The organism is Streptomyces avidinii (assembly GCF_045161815.1).
Classification (GTDB): domain Bacteria; phylum Actinomycetota; class Actinomycetes; order Streptomycetales; family Streptomycetaceae; genus Streptomyces; species Streptomyces avidinii.
The window spans coordinates 5615242-5640213 of record NZ_CP108863.1 but is presented as its reverse complement, the minus strand read 5'-3'; the positions used below and the strand labels follow the sequence as shown (position 1 = coordinate 5640213).

21 protein-coding genes are annotated in these 24972 nt (G+C 73.0%); 13 read left to right on the top strand and 8 right to left on the bottom strand.

The window, feature by feature from the left end; all coding sequences use genetic code 11:
- Positions 1 to 47: 47 nt before the first annotated feature.
- Complete coding sequence (locus OG373_RS25305) at positions 48 to 512, bottom strand: phospholipase (RefSeq protein ID WP_405440518.1); 465 nt, start codon at positions 510 to 512, stop codon at positions 48 to 50.
- Between the two features lie 204 nt (positions 513 to 716).
- On the opposite strand from OG373_RS25305, the gene OG373_RS25300 reads away from it, so the two are divergent.
- Entirely contained in the window at positions 717 to 1229 is a 513-nt protein-coding gene (locus OG373_RS25300) for a hypothetical protein (RefSeq protein ID WP_405440517.1), read from the top strand.
- Between the two features lie 112 nt (positions 1230 to 1341).
- On the opposite strand, the gene OG373_RS25295 is transcribed toward OG373_RS25300, so the two are convergent.
- Positions 1342 to 2112, bottom strand: coding sequence for an alpha/beta fold hydrolase (locus OG373_RS25295; RefSeq protein ID WP_405440515.1), 771 nt, complete (start codon positions 2110 to 2112; stop codon positions 1342 to 1344).
- Between the two features lie 112 nt (positions 2113 to 2224).
- Here OG373_RS25295 and OG373_RS25290 point away from each other — a divergent pair, with 112 nt between their 5' ends.
- The 6 genes from OG373_RS25290 (at position 2225) to OG373_RS25265 (ending at position 9923) form a co-directional block, all read left to right on the top strand.
- On the top strand, positions 2225 to 2659 hold the full coding sequence (locus tag OG373_RS25290) for a GNAT family N-acetyltransferase (RefSeq protein WP_405440513.1): 435 nt from the start codon (positions 2225 to 2227) through the stop codon (positions 2657 to 2659).
- Between the two features lie 118 nt (positions 2660 to 2777).
- Entirely contained in the window at positions 2778 to 4520 is a 1743-nt protein-coding gene (locus OG373_RS25285) for a serine/threonine-protein kinase (protein WP_405444201.1), read from the top strand.
- A gap of 144 nt (positions 4521 to 4664) precedes the next feature.
- Entirely contained in the window at positions 4665 to 5888 is a 1224-nt protein-coding gene (locus OG373_RS25280; RefSeq protein ID WP_405440512.1) for a S8 family peptidase, read from the top strand.
- Between the two features lie 387 nt (positions 5889 to 6275).
- Positions 6276 to 7559 carry a hypothetical protein gene (locus tag OG373_RS25275; RefSeq protein ID WP_405440511.1) on the top strand — a complete coding sequence of 428 codons (1284 nt, stop codon included), beginning with the start codon at positions 6276 to 6278 and terminating at the stop codon, positions 7557 to 7559.
- Positions 7560 to 7645: 86 nt separating this feature from the next.
- Entirely contained in the window at positions 7646 to 8695 is a 1050-nt protein-coding gene (locus OG373_RS25270) for a WxL protein peptidoglycan domain-containing protein (protein ID WP_405440510.1), read from the top strand.
- A gap of 61 nt (positions 8696 to 8756) precedes the next feature.
- Complete coding sequence (locus OG373_RS25265) at positions 8757 to 9923, top strand: hypothetical protein (RefSeq protein ID WP_405440508.1); 1167 nt, start codon at positions 8757 to 8759, stop codon at positions 9921 to 9923.
- A 75-nt stretch (positions 9924 to 9998) separates the two neighbouring features.
- Here OG373_RS25265 and OG373_RS25260 read toward each other — a convergent pair whose 3' ends face one another.
- The 4 genes from OG373_RS25260 to iolC are packed head-to-tail and all read right to left on the bottom strand — an operon-like array spanning position 9999 to position 15232.
- The gene (locus OG373_RS25260) at positions 9999 to 11498 is read right to left on the bottom strand and encodes a CoA-acylating methylmalonate-semialdehyde dehydrogenase (RefSeq protein WP_405440506.1); all 1500 of its coding nucleotides are present in this window, start codon (positions 11496 to 11498) and stop codon (positions 9999 to 10001) included.
- Positions 11499 to 11509: 11 nt separating this feature from the next.
- A complete protein-coding gene (gene iolD, locus OG373_RS25255; protein ID WP_405440504.1) occupies positions 11510 to 13384 on the bottom strand; it encodes a 3D-(3,5/4)-trihydroxycyclohexane-1,2-dione acylhydrolase (decyclizing) in 1875 nt (624 codons plus the stop codon).
- Complete coding sequence (gene iolB / locus OG373_RS25250; RefSeq protein WP_405444199.1) at positions 13381 to 14259, bottom strand: 5-deoxy-glucuronate isomerase; 879 nt, start codon at positions 14257 to 14259, stop codon at positions 13381 to 13383. Before iolB ends, iolD begins: the two co-directional genes overlap by 4 nt.
- Positions 14260 to 14266: 7 nt before the next feature.
- Positions 14267 to 15232 (bottom strand): 5-dehydro-2-deoxygluconokinase, encoded by a 966-nt coding sequence (gene iolC / locus OG373_RS25245; RefSeq protein WP_405440502.1) that lies wholly within the window; start codon positions 15230 to 15232, stop codon positions 14267 to 14269.
- Between the two features lie 41 nt (positions 15233 to 15273).
- Here iolC and OG373_RS25240 point away from each other — a divergent pair, with 41 nt between their 5' ends.
- The 3 genes from OG373_RS25240 (at position 15274) to OG373_RS25230 (ending at position 17665) form a co-directional block, all read left to right on the top strand.
- Positions 15274 to 16188 carry a sugar phosphate isomerase/epimerase family protein gene (locus OG373_RS25240; RefSeq protein ID WP_405440501.1) on the top strand — a complete coding sequence of 305 codons (915 nt, stop codon included), beginning with the start codon at positions 15274 to 15276 and terminating at the stop codon, positions 16186 to 16188.
- A 26-nt stretch (positions 16189 to 16214) separates the two neighbouring features.
- The gene (locus tag OG373_RS25235) at positions 16215 to 17225 is read left to right on the top strand and encodes a Gfo/Idh/MocA family protein (RefSeq protein WP_405440499.1); all 1011 of its coding nucleotides are present in this window, start codon (positions 16215 to 16217) and stop codon (positions 17223 to 17225) included.
- A gap of 236 nt (positions 17226 to 17461) precedes the next feature.
- Positions 17462 to 17665 carry a helix-turn-helix transcriptional regulator gene (locus OG373_RS25230; RefSeq protein WP_405440497.1) on the top strand — a complete coding sequence of 68 codons (204 nt, stop codon included), beginning with the start codon at positions 17462 to 17464 and terminating at the stop codon, positions 17663 to 17665.
- A 57-nt stretch (positions 17666 to 17722) separates the two neighbouring features.
- On the opposite strand, the gene OG373_RS25225 is transcribed toward OG373_RS25230, so the two are convergent.
- Positions 17723 to 19957 (bottom strand): MMPL family transporter, encoded by a 2235-nt coding sequence (locus OG373_RS25225; RefSeq protein ID WP_405440496.1) that lies wholly within the window; start codon positions 19955 to 19957, stop codon positions 17723 to 17725.
- A 131-nt stretch (positions 19958 to 20088) separates the two neighbouring features.
- On the opposite strand from OG373_RS25225, the gene OG373_RS25220 reads away from it, so the two are divergent.
- Positions 20089 to 20781, top strand: a complete 693-nt coding sequence (locus OG373_RS25220; RefSeq protein WP_405440494.1) for a TetR/AcrR family transcriptional regulator — start codon at positions 20089 to 20091, stop codon at positions 20779 to 20781.
- Here the strand turns inward: OG373_RS25220 and OG373_RS25215 are convergent.
- Positions 20759 to 21997 carry a cation:proton antiporter gene (locus OG373_RS25215; RefSeq protein WP_405444198.1) on the bottom strand — a complete coding sequence of 413 codons (1239 nt, stop codon included), beginning with the start codon at positions 21995 to 21997 and terminating at the stop codon, positions 20759 to 20761. The genes OG373_RS25220 and OG373_RS25215 overlap by 23 nt on opposite strands.
- 180 nt (positions 21998 to 22177) lie before the next feature.
- Here OG373_RS25215 and OG373_RS25210 point away from each other — a divergent pair, with 180 nt between their 5' ends.
- A complete protein-coding gene (locus OG373_RS25210; RefSeq protein ID WP_030384770.1) occupies positions 22178 to 22411 on the top strand; it encodes a heavy-metal-associated domain-containing protein in 234 nt (77 codons plus the stop codon).
- Positions 22412 to 22523: 112 nt separating this feature from the next.
- Positions 22524 to 24800, top strand: coding sequence for a heavy metal translocating P-type ATPase (locus OG373_RS25205; protein ID WP_405440492.1), 2277 nt, complete (start codon positions 22524 to 22526; stop codon positions 24798 to 24800).
- Positions 24801 to 24972: the final 172 nt, after the last annotated feature.

Sequence of the window (24972 nt, the reverse complement as noted above, 5' to 3'; positions counted from 1 at the left end):
GAGAACATCGCACCGAGCGGAGGGGGCGTGTGTGCGCCCTGTGGTGCCTAGGAAATTCCGAGGAGCCGCACCGCTTGGTAGTAGGTCCGGGCAGTGCCGTCGCACGCGTTCCTGCGGCTGCCCGAATACTGCGCGCAGACCCGCTTCATGTCCGCGTGGAACGCCAGGTCCAGCCGTTGCTTCGCGGCCGGAAACAGCCCTGCGGCGCGATGGTTCCGGTAGCCGAAGTCATGGCGCGCGCAGGCGTCCGCGAAGGGGAAGCCGAAGGGGTTGTCGGGGGACGAGGTGCACTGGTCCGTCGACCAGTCGAAGGCGTACGCGGCCCAGGCCGCCCGGTGCTCGCGCGCCTCGGCCCACGCGTGGTAACTGGCGGCGCCGGTCTGCGTCCAGCGGCTGAGCACCTGCGGCTTGTCGGCCGGGACCTGCGGTGCGGCCCAGGCCGCCGGGGCGAGGGCGAGCACCGCGGTGGCGGCGGCGGTGGCGAGAGCGGGGACGAGGCGGCGACGGCGCATGGGGTTCCTCGGTGCCTGGTCGGACGGGTCACCTCCGGCCAACTGCCGCGGGCGCCCTGCGGTTACTGCGTGTCGGCCGCTGCGCCTCGACCCGGCCGAAACCGACACCCTCCCAGGTATGAGGCCGTATGGGACCTGCGGCGCACTCCCGTTTCGTTCTGAGGAGGGACGCGCTGCGGGGCCCGGCCGCCGAGACTGGAGAGCATGAACCGCCGCCCGCTCGTCATCGCCGCAGCCACCGTGGGAGTGCTCGCCACCGCCGCCTTCGCACTGCCCAACCTGCCGCCGAATCCCGTGACCGACACCATCGACAACAAGGTGTACAAGGAGAAGGGCAAGCGCTTCGCGAGCGCCGCCGATGCCCCCAAGCGCGAGAAGGCTCCCTTCGCCCTGCCGTCCTGGATACCCAAGGACGCCACCGACGTTCGCATACGGGTGCGCACGACCGGCGAGGCCCGGCTGATCCGGTTCACCCTCGGCGCGACGCCGCTGGACGGCCCCCAGTGCGGCGCGAGCACGCCGAAGCCCGTGGGCGACCCGGAGCTGCACGCCAAGTGGTGGCCGGGCGGCACCCTGCGGGACGGGGTGCGTTCCGAGTGCCGGGGCACCCACCAGTACCAGGTCGTGGTGCGCGGCAAGCGGGTCTACGCCTGGACGGACGGCACCCCGGGCGCCGGCTCCCGGGACGGCGCCCCCGCGCTCCGCGCCCACGGCTGACCGCCCTCGGCCGCACGGCACCGAGCGGGCGGCGCGGGCGTGCCGTTCCCGCTCCGGCTCCGGCTCCGGCTCCGGCTCCGGCTCCGGCTCCGGCTCCGGCTCCCCGGAGTGTTCAGTCGCGGGCCAGCGCCGCCGCGGTCGCCCGGGCGAAGCCTTCCGGGTTGTCGAGCATGATGTTGTGCCCGCAGTCGGGGACGGACACCACGGCCACACCCGAGGCCTCCAGGGCTCCAGCGCCCGGGAGCGGGCCGTCCGCCTCCGGCAGCAGGTAGGTGCACGGGATCTTCGACTCCAGCAGCAGCTCACGCATGGTGGGCGTGGTGCCCGCGACCAGGTGGACGGCGGTGCGGTACAGGGCGGTTCGGCCGGCGAGCCGCATCGTGGCCCACCAGTGCGCGCCGACTCGGTCCCGTACCTCGGCCCAGCCCCCGCTCAGGAACTCCTCCTCGGTGTAGGAGGCGATCCCGCTGCTCCCGGGCATGACGGGCACGGGCTGCTGCGGGTCCAGGTTGGCATCGACGAGCACCAGCCGGGACACCAGGTGGGGATGCCGGTGGGCGAGCACGATGGCGACGGCCCCGCCCATGCTGTGCGCGATCAGCTCGGCGTCCTTCGCGCCGGCCTCCGTGAGGGCGGCGGCCAGAGCGTCGGCGTGCGCTTCGAGGGTGTAGGAGAACCCCTCGGGCCGGTCGCTGTGCCCGTGGCCCAGCAGATCGACCAGCAGCGAACGCCGCCCCGCCAGCAGCTGATGCGTGGCACTCGCCGTGAAGTAGGCGGGCGAGGTGGCCCCCAGCCCGTGCACGTAGACCCGGGCCGGCTCCTCCCCCGGCAGCTCGACCCAGCGGATCCGGTCGCCCTCCGGCGTGACCACGGCGTTCCTCACGATGCTCCCCCTCACGTCTGCGCCCTTGACGGCCGGAACAGGCTAAGGGGTCCCCGGCCCGGGCTGCCCCTGCCCGCCACGCCGTGCCGCATATCGGCTGACCCTCCGTCATGTGCGCACTATCGTGGCCGCCATGGACATCCGCCGGGCCCACACCCCCGCCGAGCTCTCGGCCGCCGAATCCCTCTTCGACGGGCCCGCCCGCACCGAGTGGTCCGAGCGGTTCCTCGCCGCCCCGGGCCACGTGATGCTCATCGCCTACGTCGACGGTGTGCCCGCCGGAATGGTCTCCGGCGTCGAGATGAGCCACCCCGACAAGGGCACCGAGATGTGTCTGTACGAACTCTCCGTGGACGAGGGGTACCGCCGCCGCGGCATCGGGCGCGACCTGACGCTGGCCCTCGCCGAGGAGGCGAAGGCGCGCGGTTGTTACGGCATGTGGGTGGGGGTCGACACCGACAACGAGGCCGCCCTGGCCACCTACGCGTCGGCAGGCGCGCGCGACGAGGGGGTCTTCTCGATGCGCGGCTGGCCCCTCGCTCCGTAGCCCGGACGGGCCCTCCCCGCACGGCCTCCCCGGCAACCTCCGTGCTCGGGCCGGAGCTTAGGGTGAGCGCGGATCAACTCGTAGGTTGATCCGGGGATCGGGGGATCGGGGGATGGCCATGAACAGCGCCACCGAGGTGTTCGAGCCACTGCGGGCGGACGATCCGTCCGCCGTCGCCGGATACCGCATCGCGGCCCGGCTCGGCGCGGGTGGCATGGGCCGGGTCTATCTGTCGCACACCCAGGGCGGCCGGCCGGTGGCCATCAAGGTCGTACGGCCGGAACTGGCCGAGGACCCGGCGTTCCGGCGGCGGTTCCGCCGCGAGGTGGAGGCCGCCCGGCGGGTCCGGGGCGCATACACGGCCGAGTTGATCGACGCCGACGCGGACGGGACGCCGCCCTGGCTGGCCACCCTGTACGTGCCCGGGCCCTCGCTGTCGCAGGCCGTGGCCCGGCGCGGACCGCTGCCCGTGTCCGCCGTGCTGTGGCTGATGGCGGGTGTGGCCGAGGCCCTGCAGGCCATCCACGCCGCGGGCATCGTGCACCGGGACATGAAGCCGTCGAACGTACTCCTGGCCGCCGACGGGCCCCGTGTCATCGACTTCGGCATCTCGCTCGCCTCCGACACCACCGCGCACACCACCACGGGCGCCACCGTGGGCACGCCCCAGTACATGGCCCCCGAGCAGGCGTCGGCGGGCGAGGTCACGGCAGCCGCCGATGTCTTCGCGCTGGGGCAGACGGCGGCGTTCGCCGCACTGGGCGAACCGCTGTACGGCACCGGCCCCTCCGCGTTGGTGCTCTACCGGATCGTCCACTCCGAGCCCGACCTGACCCGGCTGCCGCAGGAGCTGCGGCCGCTGATCGCCCGGTGTCTGGCCGCCGACCCGCAGGAGCGGGCCACCCCCGCGGAGCTCGTGGCGGCATGCCGGCAGCTGATGGGCGAGGACCTCGACGCGGACAGCGGCCCGGCCCTCTGGCGGGAGGTGACCGGGCCGGAGCCGAGCGTTCCGGAACCGGTCCCGGTCCCGGAACCGGAACCGGCTCGGGCTCCGGAGCAGGTATCGGAGGAGCCGGCCCCGTCGCCCGCTCATGGCGCTCTCCCCTGGACGCCCGGCCGAGTACCCGCCGCCCCGGCGCCCGCCCGCGCTCCCCTCTCCGCGGACACGATGCGCCAGGTATGGCAACCCCCGCAGCCGGCGACACCGGAAACACCGGAGCAACGGCGCAAGCGCCGCCGGCGCAACGCACTGGTCACCGTCACATCGCTGCTGACCGTCACCCTGGTGCTGGGCTCGGGCTGGCTGGTCCTCGACAGGGCGGCGGACCGGGTGCGCGACGCGGCGCACGCCCCGACGGACAGGACGGACAAGGGGAGCCCGGCCGGGGCGACCCGTGCGGCGAGCGGCAACCCGGCCCCGGGAGTCAGCCCGTCCGCACAGAGCCAGAGCCAGAGCCCGAACCCGAGCCCGAGCAGCCCGCCGAGGGCGATTCCCTACCCCATGCTGCGCCTGGAGGAGGACAACTCGATCGGCATCCAGGAGCCGGTCCAGCACGCCGACCGCGCGGGGGACATCCGCCTGGAATGCGGAGACTACGAGTGCTCGCTGGTGAGCAGCACCAGTGTGATCACCATGCTGCGGGGCAAGCCGAACGGCTCCCTCGACTCCTGCCGGACCGCCCTCGAGGACGCCACCAGGAAGAGCCAGTCCCTGCACCTGGCGGCGGCCGGCAGCGAGTTCTGCCTCAAGCACCCGTCGGGGGACATCGCGCTGTTCGTGATCACGATCAAGGCGATCTCGGACCTGCCCGACCTGCCGGCCACGGTGTCGGCCGACATGACGGTCTGGCGTGCGGGCTGACGGAGCGAGCCGCCGGCGGGGCGGCCGCCGGGCGTCCGCCGCCGGGCGCCGGCGCGCGCGGATACGCCCGGGCGGCGGCGTGTCGTGCGTCCACTCGGCGCACCCTCCGCGCGCCCGCGCCGCCGCTCGCAGAGCATCGGCCGCATGACCGCATTCGCCGCGCTCCTCCCCGCCGCCGCCCTGCTCGCAGCCACCGTCACCGGCTCCCCTTCGACTCCCGGCCCGGACGCCACCGCCCCCTACGTCGTCGTCCTCAAGGACACCACCTCCCGCGCCCCGACCCACACCCTGGCCGCCGAGGCCGTGGACGCCGGGGACGAGCTCGGACCCGTCTACGAGGCGGCCCTGAACGGCTTCGCCGTCCGCACCACGGCCGCCCGGGCCGCCGCCCTGGCCACCGACCCCCGGGTGGCCTCCGTGGAGCCGGACGCGGAGTTCCACACCACGGACACCACGGACACCACGGACACCACGGGCACCACCGGCACCACCGGCACCACCGACACGCCTCAGACCCAGCCGCAGGCGCCCGCACCCTGGTCCCTGGACCGCATCGACCAGCGCGAACTCCCGCTCGACGGCTCGTACACGTACCCCACCCGGGCCGAGGGCGTCACCGTCTACGTCGTCGACACCGGCATCAACACCGGGCACGTGGAGTTCGGCGGCCGCGCCCGCAACGGCTACAACGCGGTGTTCCTCGGCAGCTCCCGCGACTGCAACGGCCATGGCACGCACGTCGCGGCAACCGTGGGCGGGCAGACGTACGGGGTCGCCAAGGGGGTCTCGCTCGTCGGCGTGAAGGTGGCCGACTGCCGTGGTGGCGCCGCCCTGTCGGCCATGCTCAAGGGTCTCGACTGGGTGGTGAAGGACGCCGCCAAGGCCCCTGCCACCCCGGCCGTGGCCAATATGAGCATCGGCGGCAGCCGCAGCTACGCGCTCGACGCGGCGGTGAGCCGGGCCGTCGCCTCCGGGATCACCTTCACCGTGGCCGCCGGGAACGACGGCCGGGACGCCTGTTCCGGATCCCCGGCCGCCGTCCCGCAGGCCATCACGGTCGGCGCGACCGACGCCCGGGACCGGCGGGCGCCGTTCTCCAACCACGGCCGCTGCGTGGACCTGTCGGCGCCCGGCGTGGGCATCACCTCGGCCTGGAAGGGCTCCACCACCGCCACGGCCCGAGCCTCCGGCACCTCGATGGCCACCCCGCACGTGGCCGGCGTCGCCGCCCTCGTCCTGGCACGCGGTACGGCGCGCACCCCGGCGCAGGTGTCCCAGGAACTGCTGCACAGCGCCGTGCCCGACCGGATCACCGGCCTCCCGGCAGGCACCCCGAACCGGCTGCTCCACACCCCCACCGGCCGCTAGGCCGGCTCTTTCCGATCTTGCCGGGCCCTCGGCGTCCGGTGCCGCACCCGGCCGCGTTGTCGGGGCGCCCGAGTACGTCCAGTACACGGGCGCCCCTCCGCCTTGCCGGGCACGGCACCGGACGCCGCGGGCCCGGCCGACAAGATCCGAAAGAGACGGCCTAGCCCGTCTCTTCCCACCCACCCCGACCAGTCGGTATCCGATGGGCCATCAGACTCTCCCTGATGGCCCATCAATTTCTGTGTGCTTCGGGCGAAAGCAAGTCATTGACTTCTCATCACGGCGACGCGTCAATATCGGCCACCGCACCGGCTCGGCCTCCCCCACACAGCGGGTGGGGGGAGGGGTTCGTCATGACGAAGGAGTCGCGACCCAGTGAGTACGAGAATGCTCAGACGAAGAGTGCTGGCCGGGGCGGGAGCCCTGTCTCTGGCCCTGACGGGCGGCGTGGTGGCCCTGACGGGATCCGCGCAGGCCGCGACCAAGACCACGGCCGTCTTCGAGAACTGCGACGCCCCGGCGCCGCAGCCGGACGGCTCGGGCAACCAGAACTACACGGTGACCCTGCCCGACGGCGCCAAGGCCGGCGACGTCGTCCCGATCACGATCGACCCGGGTGCGAGCCCCCTGATCCCCTCGTTCTCCGTCACCACGGTGAACACCTCCAAGATCACCCTCAAGGTCGGGACCACCACGCAGGTGGTCACCAGCCCGCCGGAGACCGTCTCCGTCGTGGCCGGGCAGCCGCTCGACCCCAAGGCGTTCTCCGGAACGATCAAGATCCCGGACGGCACCGAAGGCACCACGGTCCAGGTCGCCCTCGACCTGGCGGTGACCGACGCGGACCTCTCCGGTTCGGTCTTCACCACCACCTGCACCCCGGCCCCCCGCCCGAGCGCCTCGCTCGGATCGGTCGCGGTCGAGGCCCTGCCCAAGGACCCGGTCACCACGAAGCTGACGCCCAACAGCGGCCCGGCGGGCACCGCCGTCGCCGTGACCGGCGCCAACTTCCCGGCCGGCCCCGTCGCCTGTTCCGCCCTGCTCGCGGGGACGGCGACCGGTGACACCGGTACCGGTACGGCGGACGCGTCCGGCGCCGCCACCTGCAACATCACGGTCACCAAGAAGGCCGACGCGATCCGGATCGACGGTTCGATCACCCCGTACAAGGCCTTCGTCTTCCTGGAGGAGCAGGCCGGTGTGAAGAACCCGGTCGACGTCGAGGTCCTGCCCGGACCGCTGGCCCTCGGCCCCAAGGACGGCCAGCCGGCCGTCAACTTCGGCGCGGTCACCATCAACGGCAAGGCCCAGTCGGTGGTCGGCGTCTTCAACGCCGCGACCGTCCAGGACTTCCGCGGCGGCTCGCTCGGCTGGGACGTGACGGCGACGCGTACGCCGTTCCTGAACCAGACCACCGGCCACTCGATGGCGAAGGCGCAGATCGGCATCCAGCCGTCCTGCACCGTCACCAACCCGGACAGCCCGTCCACCTGCACCGCGGGCACCCCCGGCGCGATCTCCGACGTCCCGATGAAGGTGGCCTCCCAGGCCGCCGGCGGGGACGAGCTGACCGGTGGCGAGTTCGCCGTCGGCGGCGCCGGAATGATCCAGCTCCCGCCCTTCATGTTCGCCGACACCTATCAGACGGTCGTGACCTTCTCGATCGCCTGACCCGTACGGCCCGCTCGACCAGGGTGGTGCGGCGCTCCGGCGCCGCACCACCCCTTTCCCCTTTCCGCGCCGACTGGAGACCGCCCATGCGCCCCCGTAGCCGCACCCGAAGCCGCACCCGCGCCCTCCTGTACGGTCTGCTCCTCGGCCTGCTGCTCGGCGCGGGCCTGCTGCCGGCCACCGCGGCGACGGCCGCCGACAACGGCACGTGGGGGGTCTTCCCGACGCCCGCGGCCGGTGCGGCCATGACCGACCGCGCGTACTTCTTCCACCAGGGCGCGGCCGGGAGCACGCTCGGCGACAGCGTCACGATCCTGAACTCCTCCGACCGGGAACTGACCTTCCAGGTCTTCGCCACGGACGCCGTGAACACCCCGGCGGGCGGCGCCTTCGCGCTGCTGCCGGTGGAGACCCGGCCCAAGGACATCGGCGCGTGGATCGCCCTGGCACCGGAGGCCGCGAGCACCGTCACCGTGCCCGCCAAGGGCCGCAAGGACATCCCGTTCACCGTGAGGGTGCCGGCGGACGCGACGCCCGGTGACCACGTCGGCGGGATCGTCGCCCTGGGCACCGCCGTGGAGGGCGTGCAGAAGGAGGGCAAGGTCCAGGTCGGGGTCAAGCGCTCGGTGGGCGCCCGGCTGTACTTCCGGGTGCCGGGACCCATCACGGCGGGGCTGAGCGTGGAGGACGTACGGGTCAGCCGGTCGGCGCCACTGCTGCCCTGGGTCGACAACGCCCGCGCCACCGTGTCGTACGCGCTGGTCAACCGGGGCAACGTGGTCGTCGAGCCCAGGGTGGCGGTCTCCGCCGAGGGGCTGTTCGGGCGCGAGGTGCTGAACCGGCCCGCCCGCGAGCTGAAGCTGTCGCTGCTGCCGGGCCAGCGGATCGAGCTGACCGAACCGTGGCCCGACGCGCCCCAGTCGGACTGGGTGACCGTCAAGGTCACGGCCGGAGCGGCGGCCCACCCCGATCTGGTCTCGGAGTCCGCGACGGAGTTCGTCGCCGTGCCCTGGCCGGCCGTGGGCCTGCTCCTGGTGCTGGCGGGCGCGGGCGCCACGGTGTGGGTCCTGCGCCGCCGCCATCACGCCAAGGGCGAACATCCTGAGCCCGTCCCGGACTTGGCTGGAACCCGCTGACCGGCGAAGGTGTCCCCGGGTGACGGTATTCGGCCTCACCGTCGCGAGGGGGGCACCTGCAATGGAACAACGGCACGACGACGCGGGGAAGGGCACGGGGCTGCTGACCCGCATCGAGCGGGCCCTGGGCACCGGCACCGCCGCCTACCTGCCCGGCAACGGCTGGATCCGGCTGACCCTCCCGCTCGACGACGGCGGCCCCGCGCCCGTCACGGTGGACGTGATCGCGGACACCGTGCGGGCCCCGCAGGGGATCGTCTACCTGCTGCCCGGCGGCGGGCTGAACTTCGCGGCGGAGTTCTTCACCCCGAGCGGCCCGGGCCGCGGCAACCTCGCCCACGCACTGCGCCGCCGGGGTCTGCTCGTCGTCGGGGTCACCCCGCGCGAGGACGCCGCCACCGCGGCCGACATCACCGCCGAGTGGGGGCTCGCGGCGCACCGCCGGGACCTGGCCGGGGTGGTGCGCGCGCTGGACTCCGTACTGGGGCTGCCCTACACCTACGCGGGGCACTCCGCCGGGGCGGCCCTCGCCCTGGACGCCGCCTCGCACGACACCTCGCCGCGGCTGCGCCGGGTGGTGGCCCTGGACACGACCGGGCCGTACACGGGTGACCTGGCACTGCGGGCGGCCGCGACGCGGGACGCGTACGCCACCCAGCTCGCGCAGGGCGTCACCACCGTCGATCCGGGGCTCGCGGCCGCGATCGCGAAGGCGGTGGCCGATCCGGACGGCGTCTCCCCGGTGCCCTGGCCGCCGGACCCATCCCGACGCTTCACCCACGCGGGACTTGCCCACTACGCGCTGGTCCGCACGGCCGCCCTCCCCGGCCCGGCGAACTGGATCTACGTCCGGGGTCACAGCGCCGGGAGCCACGCCTTCGGCCCCACTCCCGCGGAGGACCGGTTCGAGCTGGCCCACACCCCGCTGGCCGTCTGGCACGCGGCCACCGCCGCCCTCGGCAGCGGCCTCGTCCCGACCGCCCTGATGCGGGACCTCGCCGCGGTCTGGGCGGGCGACGACGAGCTGTACGGGATCGCCTGGGACCGGATCCGCGCCGAGGTGGCCTGGGTCAACGCCGAGCTGGGCCGGGGCGACCAGCCGCGCGGCGCGGAGCTGATCCGCGCGGGCGGCAACGAGCGGGTGACCTTCAGCGTGGTCCCCGGTTACGGCCACGGCGACGTGGTCTGGGGCGCCCAGGCCGCGGCGGACGTCTGGTCGAGGTTCTGACGCCCGCCGAAAAACGGAACTCGCCCCCCGCGGTGAGGGTTGCGGGGGGCGAGACGGCCTACGGGGTCCGCGCGGTCAGTGGTTGCGGGGGAAGCCCAGGTCCACGCCGATGTGGCCCTCGGCCGGGTCCGGCCAGCGGGTCGTGACGACCTTGCCGCGGGTGTAGAAGTGGATGCCGTCGTTGCCGTAGATGTGGTGGTCGCCGAAGAGCGAGTCCTTCCAGCCACCGAAGGAGTGGTAGCCCACCGGCACCGGGATCGGGACGTTGACGCCGACCATGCCGGCCTCGATCTCCAGCTGGAAGCGGCGCGCGGCGCCGCCGTCGCGGGTGAAGATCGCGGTGCCGTTGCCGAACGGCGAGGCGTTGATGAGGGCCACGCCCTCCTCGTAGGTCTCGGCGCGCAGCACGCACAGCACCGGGCCGAAGATCTCGTCGCGGTAGGCGTCGGAGTCGGTCTTCACCCGGTCCAGCAGGGACAGGCCGATCCAGTGGCCGTTCTCGTTGCCCTCGACCGTGAAGCCGGTGCCGTCGAGGACGACCTCCGCGCCCTGGTCGGCCGCGCCCTTCACGTACGAGGCGACCTTGTCGCGGTGGGCGGCCGTGATCAGCGGGCCCATCTCGGAGGTCGGGTCGTTGCCGGGGCCGATCTTGATCTTCTCGGCACGCTCGCGGATCTTGTCGACGAGCTCGTCGCCGATCGCACCGACGGCCACCACGGCGGAGATCGCCATGCAGCGCTCACCGGCCGAGCCGTAGGCCGCGGAGACGGCCGCGTCGGCGGCGGCGTCCAGGTCGGCGTCCGGCAGCACCAGCATGTGGTTCTTGGCGCCGCCCAGGGCCTGGACGCGCTTGCCGTTGGCCGAGGCGGTGGTGTGGATGTGGCGGGCGATCGGGGTCGAGCCGACGAAGGAGACGGCCGCGATGCCGGGGTGGGCGAGCAGCGCGTCCACGGCCACCTTGTCGCCGTGGACCACGTTCAGCACGCCCGCCGGCAGACCGGCCTCGCTCGCCAGCTCGGCGAGCTTGTTGGCGGCCGACGGGTCCTTCTCGCTCGGCTTGAGGATGAAGGTGTTTCCGCAGGCCACGGCCAGCGGGAACATCCACATCGGGACCATCGCCGGGAAGTTGAAGGGGGTGATGCCCGCGACGACGCCCAGCGGCTGGCGGATCGAGGAGACGTCCACCCGGTTGGAGACCGACGTGGACAGCTCGCCCTTGAGCTGCGTGGTGATGCCGCAGGCCAGCTCGACGATCTCCAGGCCGCGGGCGACCTCGCCCAGCGCGTCCGAGTGGACCTTGCCGTGCTCGGCGGTGATCAGGGCGGCGATGGCGTCGCGGTTGGCGTCCAGCAGGGCGCGGTAGGCGAACAGCACCTTGGTGCGGGCGGCCAGCGAGGACTGCCCCCAGGTGAGGTAGGCCTCCTTGGCGACCTGTACGGCCGCGTCGACCTCGTCGGCCGAGGCGAGCGCGACCTGCGTGGTGACCTCGCCGGTGGCCGGGTCGGTGACCGGGCCGTAGTTGCCCGACGCGCCCTCGACGGTCTTGCCACCGATCCAGTGGTTGACGGTCTTCATGCCTTGCTCCTTCACAGATGGCGACGTCGCTGCGCGGCTTGCCGGTCGTACTCTTCACGGGCCGTGGCAGCGGCCTTGCGGGTCGCGGTCTCGGCCACAGGAACATCCCACCACGCCTGTGCCGGGGGTGGGCCCGACACAGTGTCGGGCGTTCGGGTCTGTACGTAGACACATGTGGGACGCGTCGCCGAACGGGCCTCGGCGAGGGCTTCGCGCAGGTCACGCGTGGTGCGGGCGCGGATCACGGCCATCCCGAGGGAGCCCGCGTTGGCCGCGAGGTCCACCGGAAGCGGGTCTTCCGTATACCCGGAATCGGGCGCCCGGAAGCGGTAGGCGGTGCCGAAGCCCTCGCCGCCCACCGCATCCGACAGGCCGCCGATGGAGGCGTAGCCGTGGTTGTCGAGGATCACCACCCTGACCGGGAGCCCCTCCTGGACGGCCGTGACGATCTCGGTCGGGTTCATCAGGTACGTCCCGTCGCCGACCAGCGCCCACACCGGCCGGCCGGGCGCGGCCAGCGCCACCCCGATGGCCGCGGGGATCTCGTAGCCCATGCAGGAGTACCCGTACTCCACGTGGTACTGGTCGTGCGACCGGGCCCGCCACAGCTTGTGCAGGTCGCCGGGGAGGGATCCGGCCGCGTTGATCAGGATGTCGGTGTCGTCGACGAGGGCGTCGAGCAGCCCGAGCACCTGGGCCTGGGTGGGCGGAGCGTCCTCGTCGGCCTCCGCGACGGCGTACGCCCGCTCGACGCGGCTCTCCCAGCGGGCCCGCTCCGCCGCGTACCGCTCCCCGTACGCCGGGTCCGTACGGTGACCGGCGAGGGCGCCCCGCAGCTCGTCGAGCCCCTCGCGGGCGTCGGCGACCAGGGGCAGGGCGGCGAGTTTGTGGGCGTCGTACGGGTCGAGGTTGAGGCCGACGAACCGGACGGCCGGGTGCTGGAAGAGGGTCGCCGAGGCGGTGGTGAAGTCGCTCAGCCGGGTCCCGGCGGCGATGACGAGGTCGGCCTCCCGGGCGAGCGCGGCGGCGGTGGAGGTCCCGGTGTGGCCGATCCCGCCCACGTCGGCGGGATGCCCGTACGGCAGGACGCCCTTGCCCGCCTGGGTGACGGCCACCGGGATCCCCGTGGCCTCCGCGAAGGCGGCCAGGGCCGCGCGGGCCTCGCTGTGCCGGATCCCGCCGCCGGCGACGATCAGCGGGCGCACGGAGCCCCGTACGGCCTCGGCGGCGCGGGCCAGCTCGTGCCGGTCGGGCCGCGGCCGGCGCACGCCCCACACCCGCTCGGCGAAGAACTCCTCGGGCCAGTCGTACGCCTGCGCCTGCACGTCCTGCGGGAGCGCGAGGGTGACGGCGCCGGTCTGCACGGGGTCGGTGAGCACCCGTACGGCCTGGAGCGCGGCCGGGATCAGGGCCTCGGGCCGGGCGATCCGGTCGAAGAAGCGGGAGACGGGCCGCAGGGTGTCGTTGACGGAGATGTCCCCGGCGTAGGGCACCTCCAGCTGCTGGAGGACGGGGTCGGCGGGCCGGGTGGCGAAGGTGTCCCCCGGGAGCAGGAGCACCGGGATCCGGTTGATCGTGGCGAGGGCGGCGCCGGTGACGAGGTTGGTGGCGCCGGGCCCGATGGAGGTGGTGACGGCGTGCGCGGAGAGCCGGCCGCACTGGCGGGCGTACCCGACGGCGGCGTGCACCATGGCCTGCTCGTTGCGGCCCTGGAGGAAGGGCATGGCCTCCGGCCCGCTCTCCAGCAGTGCCTGGCCGATGCCCGCCACGTTCCCGTGCCCGAAGATCCCCCAGGTGGCGGCGATCAGCCGGTGCCGGTGCCCGTCGCGCTCGGTGTACTGGCGGGACAGGAAACGGACGAGCGCCTGCGCGACGGTGAGCCTCACCGGGGGTCCTCCGCTCGGTGGTGGGACGGGAAGGGGAGCCGGGGGTCGATGTCCTGGCCGTCCCAGCTGCCGCGGATCCAGCCGTGGTCGGGGTGGTCCCGGATCAGCCACTCCCGGGTGGCGTCCGGTCCGGCCATCACGTTCAGGTAGTACATGTCGTGCCCGGGGGCGGCGATGGACGGGCCGTGCCAGCCGTCGGGGATCAGAACCGCGTCCCCGGTGCGCACCTCGGTGAGGATGTCGGTCTTCCCCGCCGGGGAGGGGGTGACGCGCTGATAGCCGAGCCCGGGGGTGTCCCCGTGCGGGGCGATCTCGAAGTAGTAGATCTCCTCCAGGCGGGACTCCTCGCCGGGGTGGTGCTCGTCGTGCTTGTGGGGCGGGTACGAGGACCAGTTGCCGCCGGGGGTGAGCACCTCGACGGCGATGAGGCGGTCGGCGGGGAAGGTGTCGGCGGCGGCGAAGTTGTTGACCTGGCGGGAGCAGTGGCCGGCGCCGCGGAGCTCCACGGGGACGGCTTCGGCGGGGCCGTACCCGGCGGGGAGCTCGCGCTCGCACCGGGCCCCGGCGAGGGCGAACCGCCCGCCGGCGGCCGAGCGGATCTCCGCTTGCGCGTCCCGGGGCAGGTACGCGAAGTCACTGACCCCGTCGAACACCCCGGACCTCCCATGCAGTTGGAACACCTGCGGCTCCGCTGCGGTGGCGCTGCCCCCGAACCCCCGCGCCTCAAACGCCGGCGGGGCTTGATGAGACAGCGCCCGGCAGCGGACCTCGCACGCGCCCGACAACGGGAGCACGATCCACTCCGACTCCCCGCACGGGTGCGCGTACATCTCCCCCGGGGCCAGGTCGAGGACCTTCAACCTCGTCCACTCCATCCGCCACTCAGACACCACCGGCACGTCCCACCACCTCTTCCACCTCGTCCGCGAACGGCATCGCCACCGCACACGCCAGCCGCGAGGCGACGATCGCCCCGGCCGCGTTCGCGTACCGCATCACCGTCTCCAGTTCCCACCCCGCCAGCAGCCCGTGGCACAGTGCCCCGCCGAACGCGTCCCCCGCGCCCAGCCCGTTGACCACCTCCACCGGCACCGGTGCCACCTCCGCGACCGTCCCGTCGCGGTGGACCGCCAGCACGCCCTCCGGTCCGCGCTTGACCACCGCCAGCTCCACGCCCGCCGCGAGCAGCGCCCGCGCCGCCGCGTACGGGTCCGACTCGCCCGTGGCGATCGCGCACTCTTCCACGTTGCCCACGGCCACCGTCGCGGACCGCAGAGCCCGCTCGTAGAACGGCTCGGGCTTCTCCCGCCACAGCATCGGCCGCCAGTCCAGGTCGAAGACCGTCGTCCCCGTCCGCGCGCGGGCCTCCAGCGCCGCCAGCGTCGCCGCCCGCGAGGGCTCCTCGCTCAGGCCCGTGCCCGTCATCCAGAACACACGGGCCGCCCGTACCGCCGCCAGGTCCACCTCGTCCACCGCGATCTCCAGGTCCGGGGCCTTCGGCAACCGGTAGAAGTACAGCGGGAAATGGTCCGGCGGGAAGATCTCGCAGAAGGTGACGGGAGTCGGCAGCCCGGGGACCTCGGACACCCACCGTTCGTCCACCCCGAACCGCCGCAGCTCGGCGCGAAGGTACCCGCCGAAGGGGTCCGCGCCAGTACGGGTGATCACCGCCACCCGCCGGCCCAGCCGGGCCGCCGCAACGGCCACGTTGGCCGGGGAGCCGCCGAGGAACTTGCCGAAGGTCTCCGCCTCGGCCAGTGGAATGCCGGTCGTCAGCGGGTAGAGATCCACCCCGATCCGGCCCATCGTGATCAGGTCGAAGGCGAGCGGATCGCCGGTGCCGGTCACAGTCAGTCCTCCCGTTGGTCCTCCACCCTAAGGTGGCCGTTATGACGTCCTCCCCGCCCGCGTTGACCCGTATCCGCATCGGTTCGGCCCCGGACTCCTGGGGTGTCTGGTTTCCCGACGACCCCCGGCAGACCCCCTGGGAACGGTTCCTCGACGAGGTCGCCGACGCCGGGTACGAGTGGATCGAGCTCGGCCCCTACGGCTATCTGCCCACCGATCCCGCCCGCCTCACCGAGGAAACGGCCAAGCGCGGGCTGCGCGTCTCGGCCGGAACCGTCTTCACCGGACTCCATCACGGGCCCGCCGTGTGGGAGGACACCTGGGAGCACGTGTCGCGGATCGCGGCGCTCACCCGGGCCATGGGCGCGGCCCATCTCGTCGTCATCCCCTCCTTCTGGCGGGACGACAAGACCGGGGAGGTACTGGAGGACCGCACCCTCACGCCCGCCCAATGGCGTGAACTGGCCTCCCAGACCGAGCGCCTCGGCCGGGAGGTCCAGGACCGGTACGGGCTGCGGATCGTCGTCCATCCGCACGCCGACACCCACATCGACACGCCTTCGAACGTGGCCCGCTTCCTGGACGCCACCGACCCCGGCCTCGTCTCCCTCTGCCTGGACACGGGGCACTACGCGTACTGCGGCGGCGACAGCGTCCGGGCGATCGAGGCCTTCGCCGAACGCATCGGCTACCTCCACCTCAAGCAGGTGGATCCGCGGATCCTCGCCGAAGTCGTCGCCGAGGGGCTGCCCTTCGGGCCGGCGGTGGGCCGTGGGGTGATGTGCGAACCGCCCTCGGGGGTGCCCGCGCTGGAGCCGGTGCTCGCGGCGGCGCAGCGTCTGGACGTGGACCTCTTCGCCATCGTGGAGCAGGACATGTACCCCTGTCCGCCGGACCGGCCGCTGCCGATCGCCCGGCGGACCCGCGACTACCTCCGCTCCTGCGGCGCCCGCTGATCCTTCGGAAGGAAGAGGAGTACGACATGAGCACGCTCGGCATCGCCGTCATCGGCACCGGGAAGATGGGCGCCGACCACGTGCGCCGGATCGGGCGGACGGTCGGCGGGGCCCGCGTGGTGGCCGTGGCCGACCCGGACGGGGACCGGGTCAAGGAGGTCGCGGGCACCCTGGACGGGGCGTCGGCGCACACCGACCCCGCGGCCGCGATAGCCGCCCCCGGGGTCGAGGCCGTCCTGATCGCCTCGCCCGGCCCCGCCCACGAGGAGGCGATCCTGCACGCGCTGGAGCGGGAGCTGCCGGTGCTGTGCGAGAAGCCGCTGACCCCGGACCCGGCGGGGGCGCTGCGCGTGATGGAGGCCGAGCAGCGGCTGGGACGGCGCCTGGTGCAGGTGGGCTTCATGCGGCGGTACGACCCGGAGTACGAACGGCTGAAGCAACTGCTGGACGCGGACGGGATCGGGCGTCCGCTCTTCCTGCACTGCCGGCACCGCAACGCCTCCTCGCCGTCGTTCTTCACCAGCGACATGCTGATCAGCGACTCGGTGGTGCACGAGGTGGACGCGGCCCGCTGGTTGCTGGGGCAGGAGATCACCGCGGTCACCGTGCTCTCCCCCCGGCCCTCGGCGGCCGCTCCCGAGGGGTTGAGCGATCCCCGGCTGGTGCTGCTGGAGACGTCCGGCGGGGCCGTCGTCGATGTGGAGATCTTCGTCAACTGCGGTTTCGGCTACCAGGTGCAGTGCGAGGCGGTCGGCGAGGCGGGCAGTGCCCGGATCGGCGACGGCCACGCCATGGTGGTCCAGTCGGCGGGCCGCTGGGGCGGCGCGATCGACCAGGACTTCACGGTGCGCTTCGCCGATGCCTACGACCGGCAGCTTCGCAGCTGGGTGGCCGCGGCCGGGCACGGCCGGGTGGCGGGGCCCGACGCCTGGGACGGCTACGCGGCGGCCGCCGTCTCCGAGGCGGGGATCGCGGCGGCCCGCAGCGGCGTACGGACCGTGGTGGAACTGGTGGAGCGCCCGGCCCTGTACGGCTGACGCCCGCTCCTTCCTGCCTCACCGGGCCCCTGTGGCGCCCTTGTCACAGGGGTCCCCGTTCTGTCACGCATGTCCGCATTACGCGGGTGTTCCGTCACAGGCAGTCGACAGGCCCTCCCCTGTCCTTACTCCGTGTCGTTCCCCGGGCACAACTCGAGTGATCGTCAGTGTCCACGCGCCGGCTCCCCCGACGGCCTCCCGGCCGGCCCCGCGGCGTGGACAAGGAGGTGTCCAGCATGAGCGACCGACAGCTGTGGTCGTACAAGGAGATCGCTGCCCACATCCGGGTCCAGCCGGACACCGTGCGCTCCTATCGCAAGCACGGACTGCTCCCCGCCCCCGACCATGTGGAAGGGGGCAAGCCCTACTGGTACGCCGACACCGTGCGCGCCTGGGTGGCCCGCCGGCCCGGAAACCGGGGCCGGCGCGAGGAGGACTGACCCCAGTGCCGGTGAGGGGGCCGCCACGGGCCCCCTCACCCGGCACCGGGCCGGCGCCTACGCCCCGGCTCCGACGGGTATCCGGTCCGCCTCCGGCCTCGGGGGCGCGGCCTCCCCCTCGCTCAGGCCGAACCTCTCGTGCAGCCGGCGCAGCGGGGCGGGCGCCCACCAAGTGGCCCGGCCGGTCAGCTTCATCACCGCCGGGACCAGGAGGCTGCGGACGACCATGGCGTCCATCAGGACCGCCAGCGCGATCCCGAGCCCCAGCATCTTGGTGTTGGTCACCCGGGAGGTGCCGATGGCCACCATCACCACCGCCAGGATCACGGCGGCCGCGGTGATCAGCCCGCCGGTGCGGGCCAGCCCCGTCCGGACGGCGCTCTCGTGGTCGCCGGTCCGGTCGTACTCCTCCTTGATACGGGATATGAGGAACACCCCGTAGTCCATGGAGAGTCCGAAGGCGATGCAGAACATCAGCACCGGCAGGGTGGTCTCTATGTCACCGGTGGCGGTGAAGGAGAGGAGCCCCGAGAGGTGGCCCTCCTGGAACACCCACACCACCGCCCCGAACATCGCGGTCAGGCTGAGGGCGTTGAGCAGTACCGCCTGCAGGGGTATCAGCAGGCTTCCGGTGAGCAGGAACACCAGCAGCAGCGTCGCCAGGACCACCAGGGCAGCCGCCGCGGGCAGGGCGCCCGCGATGGCTTTCTGGGCGTCCACGAGGACGGCCGCCTGTCCGGTCACCGAGGTCTTGAAGCCGGGGTCCACGGCGCGGACCTCGTCGACCAGGTCCTGGGCCCGCTCCCCCACGCTCTCGCCCTCCACGGCGACCGAGAGGGAGGAGTACGCGCTTCCCGTCGTGGAGTCGATCGGCCCGTCGACCCGGATCACTCCGGGCAGGGCGGCCAGCCGGTCCCGGTAGGCCGCGAGGCGGTCGGGTCCGGGCGATCCCTCGACGAGCACGGTGAGACCGCCGCCCGGGCTGTTCGGGAAGTGGTGCCGGATCTGCTCCTGCACCACGTGGGAGGGAGCGTCCTTCGGGAGCTGCCGGTCGTCGACCGTGCCGAACTTGACTCCGATGAAGGGCAGTCCGAGGAGCAGCAGGCCCACGGTGGTGGCCACGGCGAACACCGGGGCGCGTCGCATCACGAGGGCGGCCGTCCACCCCCAGCCCTTGCCCGTCGGCGCGGCCGCGGCGGCGGCGCCGGGACGGCGGCGCTGCCACATCCGGCGCAGGTCGAGGGCGTTGACACGCTCGCCGAGGAGCACCAGCGCGGCCGGCAGCAGGATCAGCGCGGCGGCCGCCGCGAGCAGCACCACCGCGACCCCGGCGTAGGCGAAGGAGCGCAGGAAGTACATCGGGAAGAAGAGCATCGCCGAGAGCGAGACGGCGACGGTGAGCGCCGAGAAGAGCACGGTGCGCCCGGCGGTGCGCAGGGTGGCCCCGACGGCAGCCACCGGGTCGCGCCCGGCGGCGAGTTCCTCGCGGAACCTGCGGACGATGAACAGGGCGTAGTCGATGGCGAGTCCGAGGCCGAGCGCGGTGGTCAGGTTCTGGGCGAAGACGGAGACGTCGGTGACCTCGGTGAGACCGCGCAGGACGGCATTGGTGCCGAGGATGGCCACGATGCCGACGCCCAGCGGGAGCAGTGCGGCGACCGCGCTGCCGAAGACGAGGACGAGCAGCACGAGGGTGACCGGCAGCGCGATGAGCTCGGCGCGCAGCAGGTCCTCCTGGATGGTCTCGGTGACCTCGCGCTGCACCGCGGCGGGGCCGCCGAGCGACACCCGCACCGGGCCGTGCTCGCCTTCATAGTGCGGGGCGATGCGCTCCAGCGTCGCGGTGGCCGTCTTCTCGTCGCCCTGGACGCGGGCGACGATCAGTGCCTGCCGGCCGTCCTCGGAACGCAGCGTGGGCAGTTGCGCGCGCCAGTACGAGCCGACGCCGACGACCCCCCGTTCGGCGGCGAGGGTGGTGGTGAGCCGCTCGGCCTCGGCGGCGACGGCGGGGTCGTCCACTCCGGCGGTGCCCGCCGTGGCGTCGACGAGCAGGAGCAGGTTGGGCTCGGAGTGCGGGAACTCGCGTTCCAGGGCCCGCGCGGCGTAGGTGGACCGGGCGCCCGGGTCCTCCCAGCCGCCACTTCCCAGCCGGTCGGCGACGCCGCCGCCCGCGACCACGGCGAGAGCCGTGACCAGCAGGGCGAGCAGCAGCGTGAGCCGCGGCCGGGCCGTGACGAACCGGGTCCACCCCCCGTCCGTCCGGGAGGACGGCGGATTCTTGACTTCGGACATGACTCGGTGTCCCCTTCACCGTGATTGCCAGGCCACATAGACTGGCAAACACGAGCAGTCGCTCGCGTTTTCCAAGAATGCGAGCGATCTCTCGCGTTTGTCAATCACCCACGGGAAGCAGGGGATTGGACATGCCGGGGACACCCACGGGCAAAAACATCGAAAAGGGGACCAAGGGCTCCACCGCCGCCAAGAGCTCCGCCACCACGCCCACCACCCCGCGCCGCCGCCAGGCCCGCGGCGAACGCCGGATCTCCCAGCTGCTGGCCGCCGCCGCCGGCGTGTTCTGCCGTACCGGCTACGCCGCCGCCAGCACCAACGCCATCGCGCGTGAGGCGGGCGTGTCCCCGGGCACCCTCTACCAGTACTTCCCGAACAAGGAGGCCATCGCGATCGAGCTCGGCGGCCAACTGCTCCAGCGCGCCCACGAGACGCACGGCCAGGCCTTCCGCCCCGAGAACCTCCAGCGCCCCCTGCCCGAGCTGCTCGACGCCGTCCTCGACCCGGTCATCGCCTTCAACTGCGAGAATCCGGCCTTCTGGGCCCTCATGCACGGCACCGGCGTCCCCGGCATCGCCCAGGAGCACGAGGAACTGCACGAAGGACTGCTCACCCGGATCGAGGCCGTGCTGCGCGACTTCTGCCCCGGGGCCACGGCCCACGAGCTCGCCCACGTCTCGAACATGATCCTGGGCATCTTCAAGTCGTCCCTCGACCTGATCCTGGCCCACGAGGGCGACGAGCGCGCCGCCTACACCGCCGAGCTCAAGACCGTCCTGCTGCGCTACCTGGAGCCGATGCTCACCACGACTCCCCCTCGCTGACCCGCCCGGCCCGGCCGGCCCGCACCACCTCGGCGCCCTCCGGGCCCTGCCCGCGGGCCAGCAGCCGCAGCCCCACCAGCGGGAACACCAGGACGGACACCATCCCGGCCCCCACCAGCGCCGCCGCCTCCCCCGGCGCCATCATCCCGTCGTCCACGCCCAGCGTCGTGATGGCCACCACCAGCGGCAGCGCGGTGGACCCGAACAGCACCAGGGCCGACCGCTCCGGCCGCCCCAGGTCGCGCGGCGCCAGCAGCCGGATCGGCAGCCCGCGCACCACGAGGAACAGCAGCAGGAAGACCGGCAGCAGCGCCAGCGGCCGTCCGCCCGACAGCAGCGCCCGCAGATCGAACTCGATCCCCGTGACCACGAAGAACAGCGGCACGAGGAAACCGAAGCCCATGGCCTCCACCTTCGACAGCACGGTCCCACTGCTCTCCGGCGCCGCCCCCTCCAGGACCAGCCGCGTGATCAGTCCGGCCGCGAAGGCGCCGAGCAGTACGTCGAGTCCGAGCACCTCGGACAGCGCCAGCATCGCCACCAGCAGCAGGAGGACCAGCCGTACGGCGAACTGCGCACTGCTGTGCAGGGTCCTGGCGATGACCCGCGAGAGCCACGGCGGCTTGGGCCGCAGCGCCCAGAACACCGCAGCCGCCGTCAGCAGCGCGAAGACCACCAGGAGCGCAGCGGAGCCGGCCGGTGCCCGCCCGCTCAGCAGCAGCGACATGGCGATGATCGGCCCGAACTCGCCCACCGCGCCCATCGCCATCATCACGGTCCCGAACCGGCCCTGAAGGTCCCCGGTGTCCCTGAGGATGGGCAGGACGGCGCCCAGCGCGGTGCTGGTGAGCGCGGTGCCCACGTACACGCCCTTGGTGAAGCCGCCGCCCTGCGCGAGCAGGGTCCCGATGCCCAGGCCCAGGGCGAGCGTGATCAGCCAGGCCCACACCGAGCGCTTGAGGGTGTCCCCCCTCACCCGGTCGAACCGGATCTCGTACCCGGCCAGGAAGATCAGCATGGCCAGTCCGAGCCGGCTCAGTACGTCGATCACCTCGCCCGTCCCGGCCCAGCCGAGCACGTCCGGGCCGATCAGGATGCCGAGCAGGATCTCGAAGATGACCAGCGGAACCGACAGCCAGCGCGAGACCCCGTAGGCGAGCAGGGGGGCGAGTACGGCCGCGGCCATGATCAGGACGAGGCTTCCCGAGTGATCCATATCAGCCATTTACGTACAGTTCACCCATACCGGCCAGCTTTCCCACACGGTTCGAAAGACTGGGAGCGGACGCTCGCATTCATACCCCCCAGGGGTATAGTCTCGAAGAGTCGGGAGGACGGTGGAGCCATCGGCCACCCCTCCCGGTGACCGGCACACGCCCCTGAAGAGGAGAACGACATGACCGCCGAGACGGACACCCAGACCACCACCGTCTACCGGGTGACCGGCATGACCTGCGGACACTGCGAGGGCGCGGTGACCACCGAGATCTCCGCCCTGCCGGGCGTCAGCACCGTCAAGGCCGTCGCCGCGACGGGCGAGGTCACCGTGGTCTCCGCCGCCCCGCTCGCGGACGAGGACGTCCGCGCCGCCGTGGACGAGGCCGGCTACGAGTTCGCCGGACAGGTCTGAGCGGCCCGCCCTCCCGCACGGCACCCGCGGCAGCCCCGCGGAACCCTGCCGGGCCGTGCCGGCCAGCTCATACTGGTCCCGTACGGCCCGGCCATCCCCCTGGAGCCGGAACATGACCAGCAGCACAGTGCACGACGGACCGATAGCGGCGGTCGAACTCTCGATCGGCGGGATGACCTGCGCCTCCTGCGCCGCCCGCATCGAGAAGAAGCTCAACCGGATGGACGGCGTCGAGGCCACGGTGAACTACGCCACCGAGAAGGCCCACGTCTCCTACACCGGTGACGTCCGGGTCGCCGACCTGATCGCGACCGTCGTCAGGACCGGCTACACCGCCGAGGAGCCCCCGCCGCCGCCCGCCCCGGAAGCCGACGCCGCCACCGAAGCGGTACGGACCGGGGACGGGGCGACGGCTGCCGACCCGGTGCTCGCCGCCCTGCGGCAACGACTGCTGGTCTCCGTCACGCTCGCCGTGCCCGTCGTCCTGCTGGCGATGGTCCCCGCCCTCCAGTTCGACAACTGGCAGTGGCTCTCCCTGACCCTCGCGGCCCCCGTCGTCATCTGGGGCGGCCTCCCCTTCCACAAGGCCGCCTGGACCAACGCCCGGCACGGCGCCGCCACCATGGACACCCTGGTCTCGGTCGGCACGCTGGCCGCCTTCGCCTGGTCGCTGTGGGCCCTGTTCTTCGGCCACGCGGGCATGCCCGGCATGCGGCACGGATTCGACTTCGGAATCTCCCGCACCGACGGCTCCTCCGCCATCTACCTGGAGGTGGCGGCCGGCGTCGTCTCCTTCATCCTGCTGGGCCGCTACCTGGAGGCCCGCTCCAAGCGGAAGGCGGGCGCGGCCCTGCGGGCCCTGATGGAACTGGGCGCCAAGGACGTCGTCGTCCTGCGCGCCGGCCAGGAGGTACGGATCCCGGTGGGCTCGCTCGCGGTCGGCGACCGGTTCGTCGTCCGCCCCGGCGAGAAGATCGCCACCGACGGCACCGTCGTCGAGGGCAGCTCCGCCGTGGACGCCTCCATGCTGACCGGCGAGTCCGTGCCGGTCGACGTCACCGCGGGCGACTCCGTCACCGGAGCCACCGTCAACACCTCCGGACGCCTGGTCGTCGAGGCCACCCGGATCGGGGCCGACACCCAGCTGGCCCGGATGGCGAAGATGGTGGAGGACGCGCAGAACGGCAAGGCCGAGGTGCAGCGCCTCGCCGATCAGGTCTCCGGGATCTTCGTGCCCGTCGTCCTGGCGCTCGCGCTCGGCACCTGGATCACCTGGCTGCTCATCACCGACGACCCCACCGCCGCCTTCACCGCCGCCGTGGCCGTCCTGATCATCGCCTGCCCCTGCGCCCTGGGCCTCGCCACCCCGACCGCCCTGATGGTCGGCACCGGACGCGGCGCGCAGCTCGGCATCCTGATCAAGGGCCCCGAGGTGCTGGAGTCCACCCGCCGCGTGGACACCGTCGTCCTGGACAAGACCGGCACCGTCACCACCGGCCGGATGACCCTCGACGGCGTCTTCACCGCCGCGGGCGTCGACGAGCGCGAACTCCTGCGCCTCGCCGGGTCCCTGGAGCACGCCTCCGAGCACCCGATCGCCCGGGCCGTGGCCACCGGGGCGGCGCAGCGGGCGGGCGCCCTTCCCGTACCGGAGTCCTTCGAGAACGTCGCCGGGCTCGGCGTCCAGGGCGTGGTCGACGGCCACGCCGTCCTGGTGGGCCGCGAGCGGCTGCTGGCCGACTGGTCGATCGGGCTGCCGGCCGGACTCGCCGAGGCCAAGGCGGCCGCCGAGGCCGCGGGCAGCACCGCCGTCCTGGTGGCCTGGGACGGGGCGGCGCGCGGGGTCCTGACCGTGGCCGACGCGGTCAAGGAGACCAGCGCCGAGGCGGTCGCCCGGCTCCGGGCGCTGGGCCTCACCCCGGTCCTGCTGACCGGTGACCACAGGGCCGTCGCCGAGACGGTGGCCCGCGAGGTGGGCATCGACGAGGTGATCGCCGAGGTGCTTCCGCAGGACAAGGTGGACGTCGTACGCCGGCTCCAGGCCGAGGGCCGTACGGTCGCCATGGTCGGCGACGGGGTCAACGACGCGGCCGCCCTCGCCCAGGCCGACCTGGGGCTGGCCATGGGCACCGGCACGGACGCGGCCATCGAGGCGGGCGATCTGACCCTCGTCCGGGGCGACCTGCGGGTCGCGGCGGACGCGATCCGGCTCTCCCGCCGGACCCTGGCCACGATCAAGGGCAACCTGTTCTGGGCCTTCGGCTACAACGTGGCGGCCCTGCCGCTGGCGGCCGCCGGTCTGCTCAATCCGATGATCGCGGGGGCCGCGATGGCCTTCTCCTCGGTCTTCGTGGTGACCAACAGCCTCCGGTTGCGGTCCTTCCGCTGACGGATCCCCTCCCCATGGTCCGCACACTTCCTTCACAGGAGACGCAGATCACAGTGACCGCAACGTAACCATCCGGGGTCGTCGCGGGTCTAATGGGGCGATACCAAGAACGTCTTGGGGGACGTTTCACGGAGACCTGGGGGGTTTCCGTGGGTATCCGCCGGCCGGGACA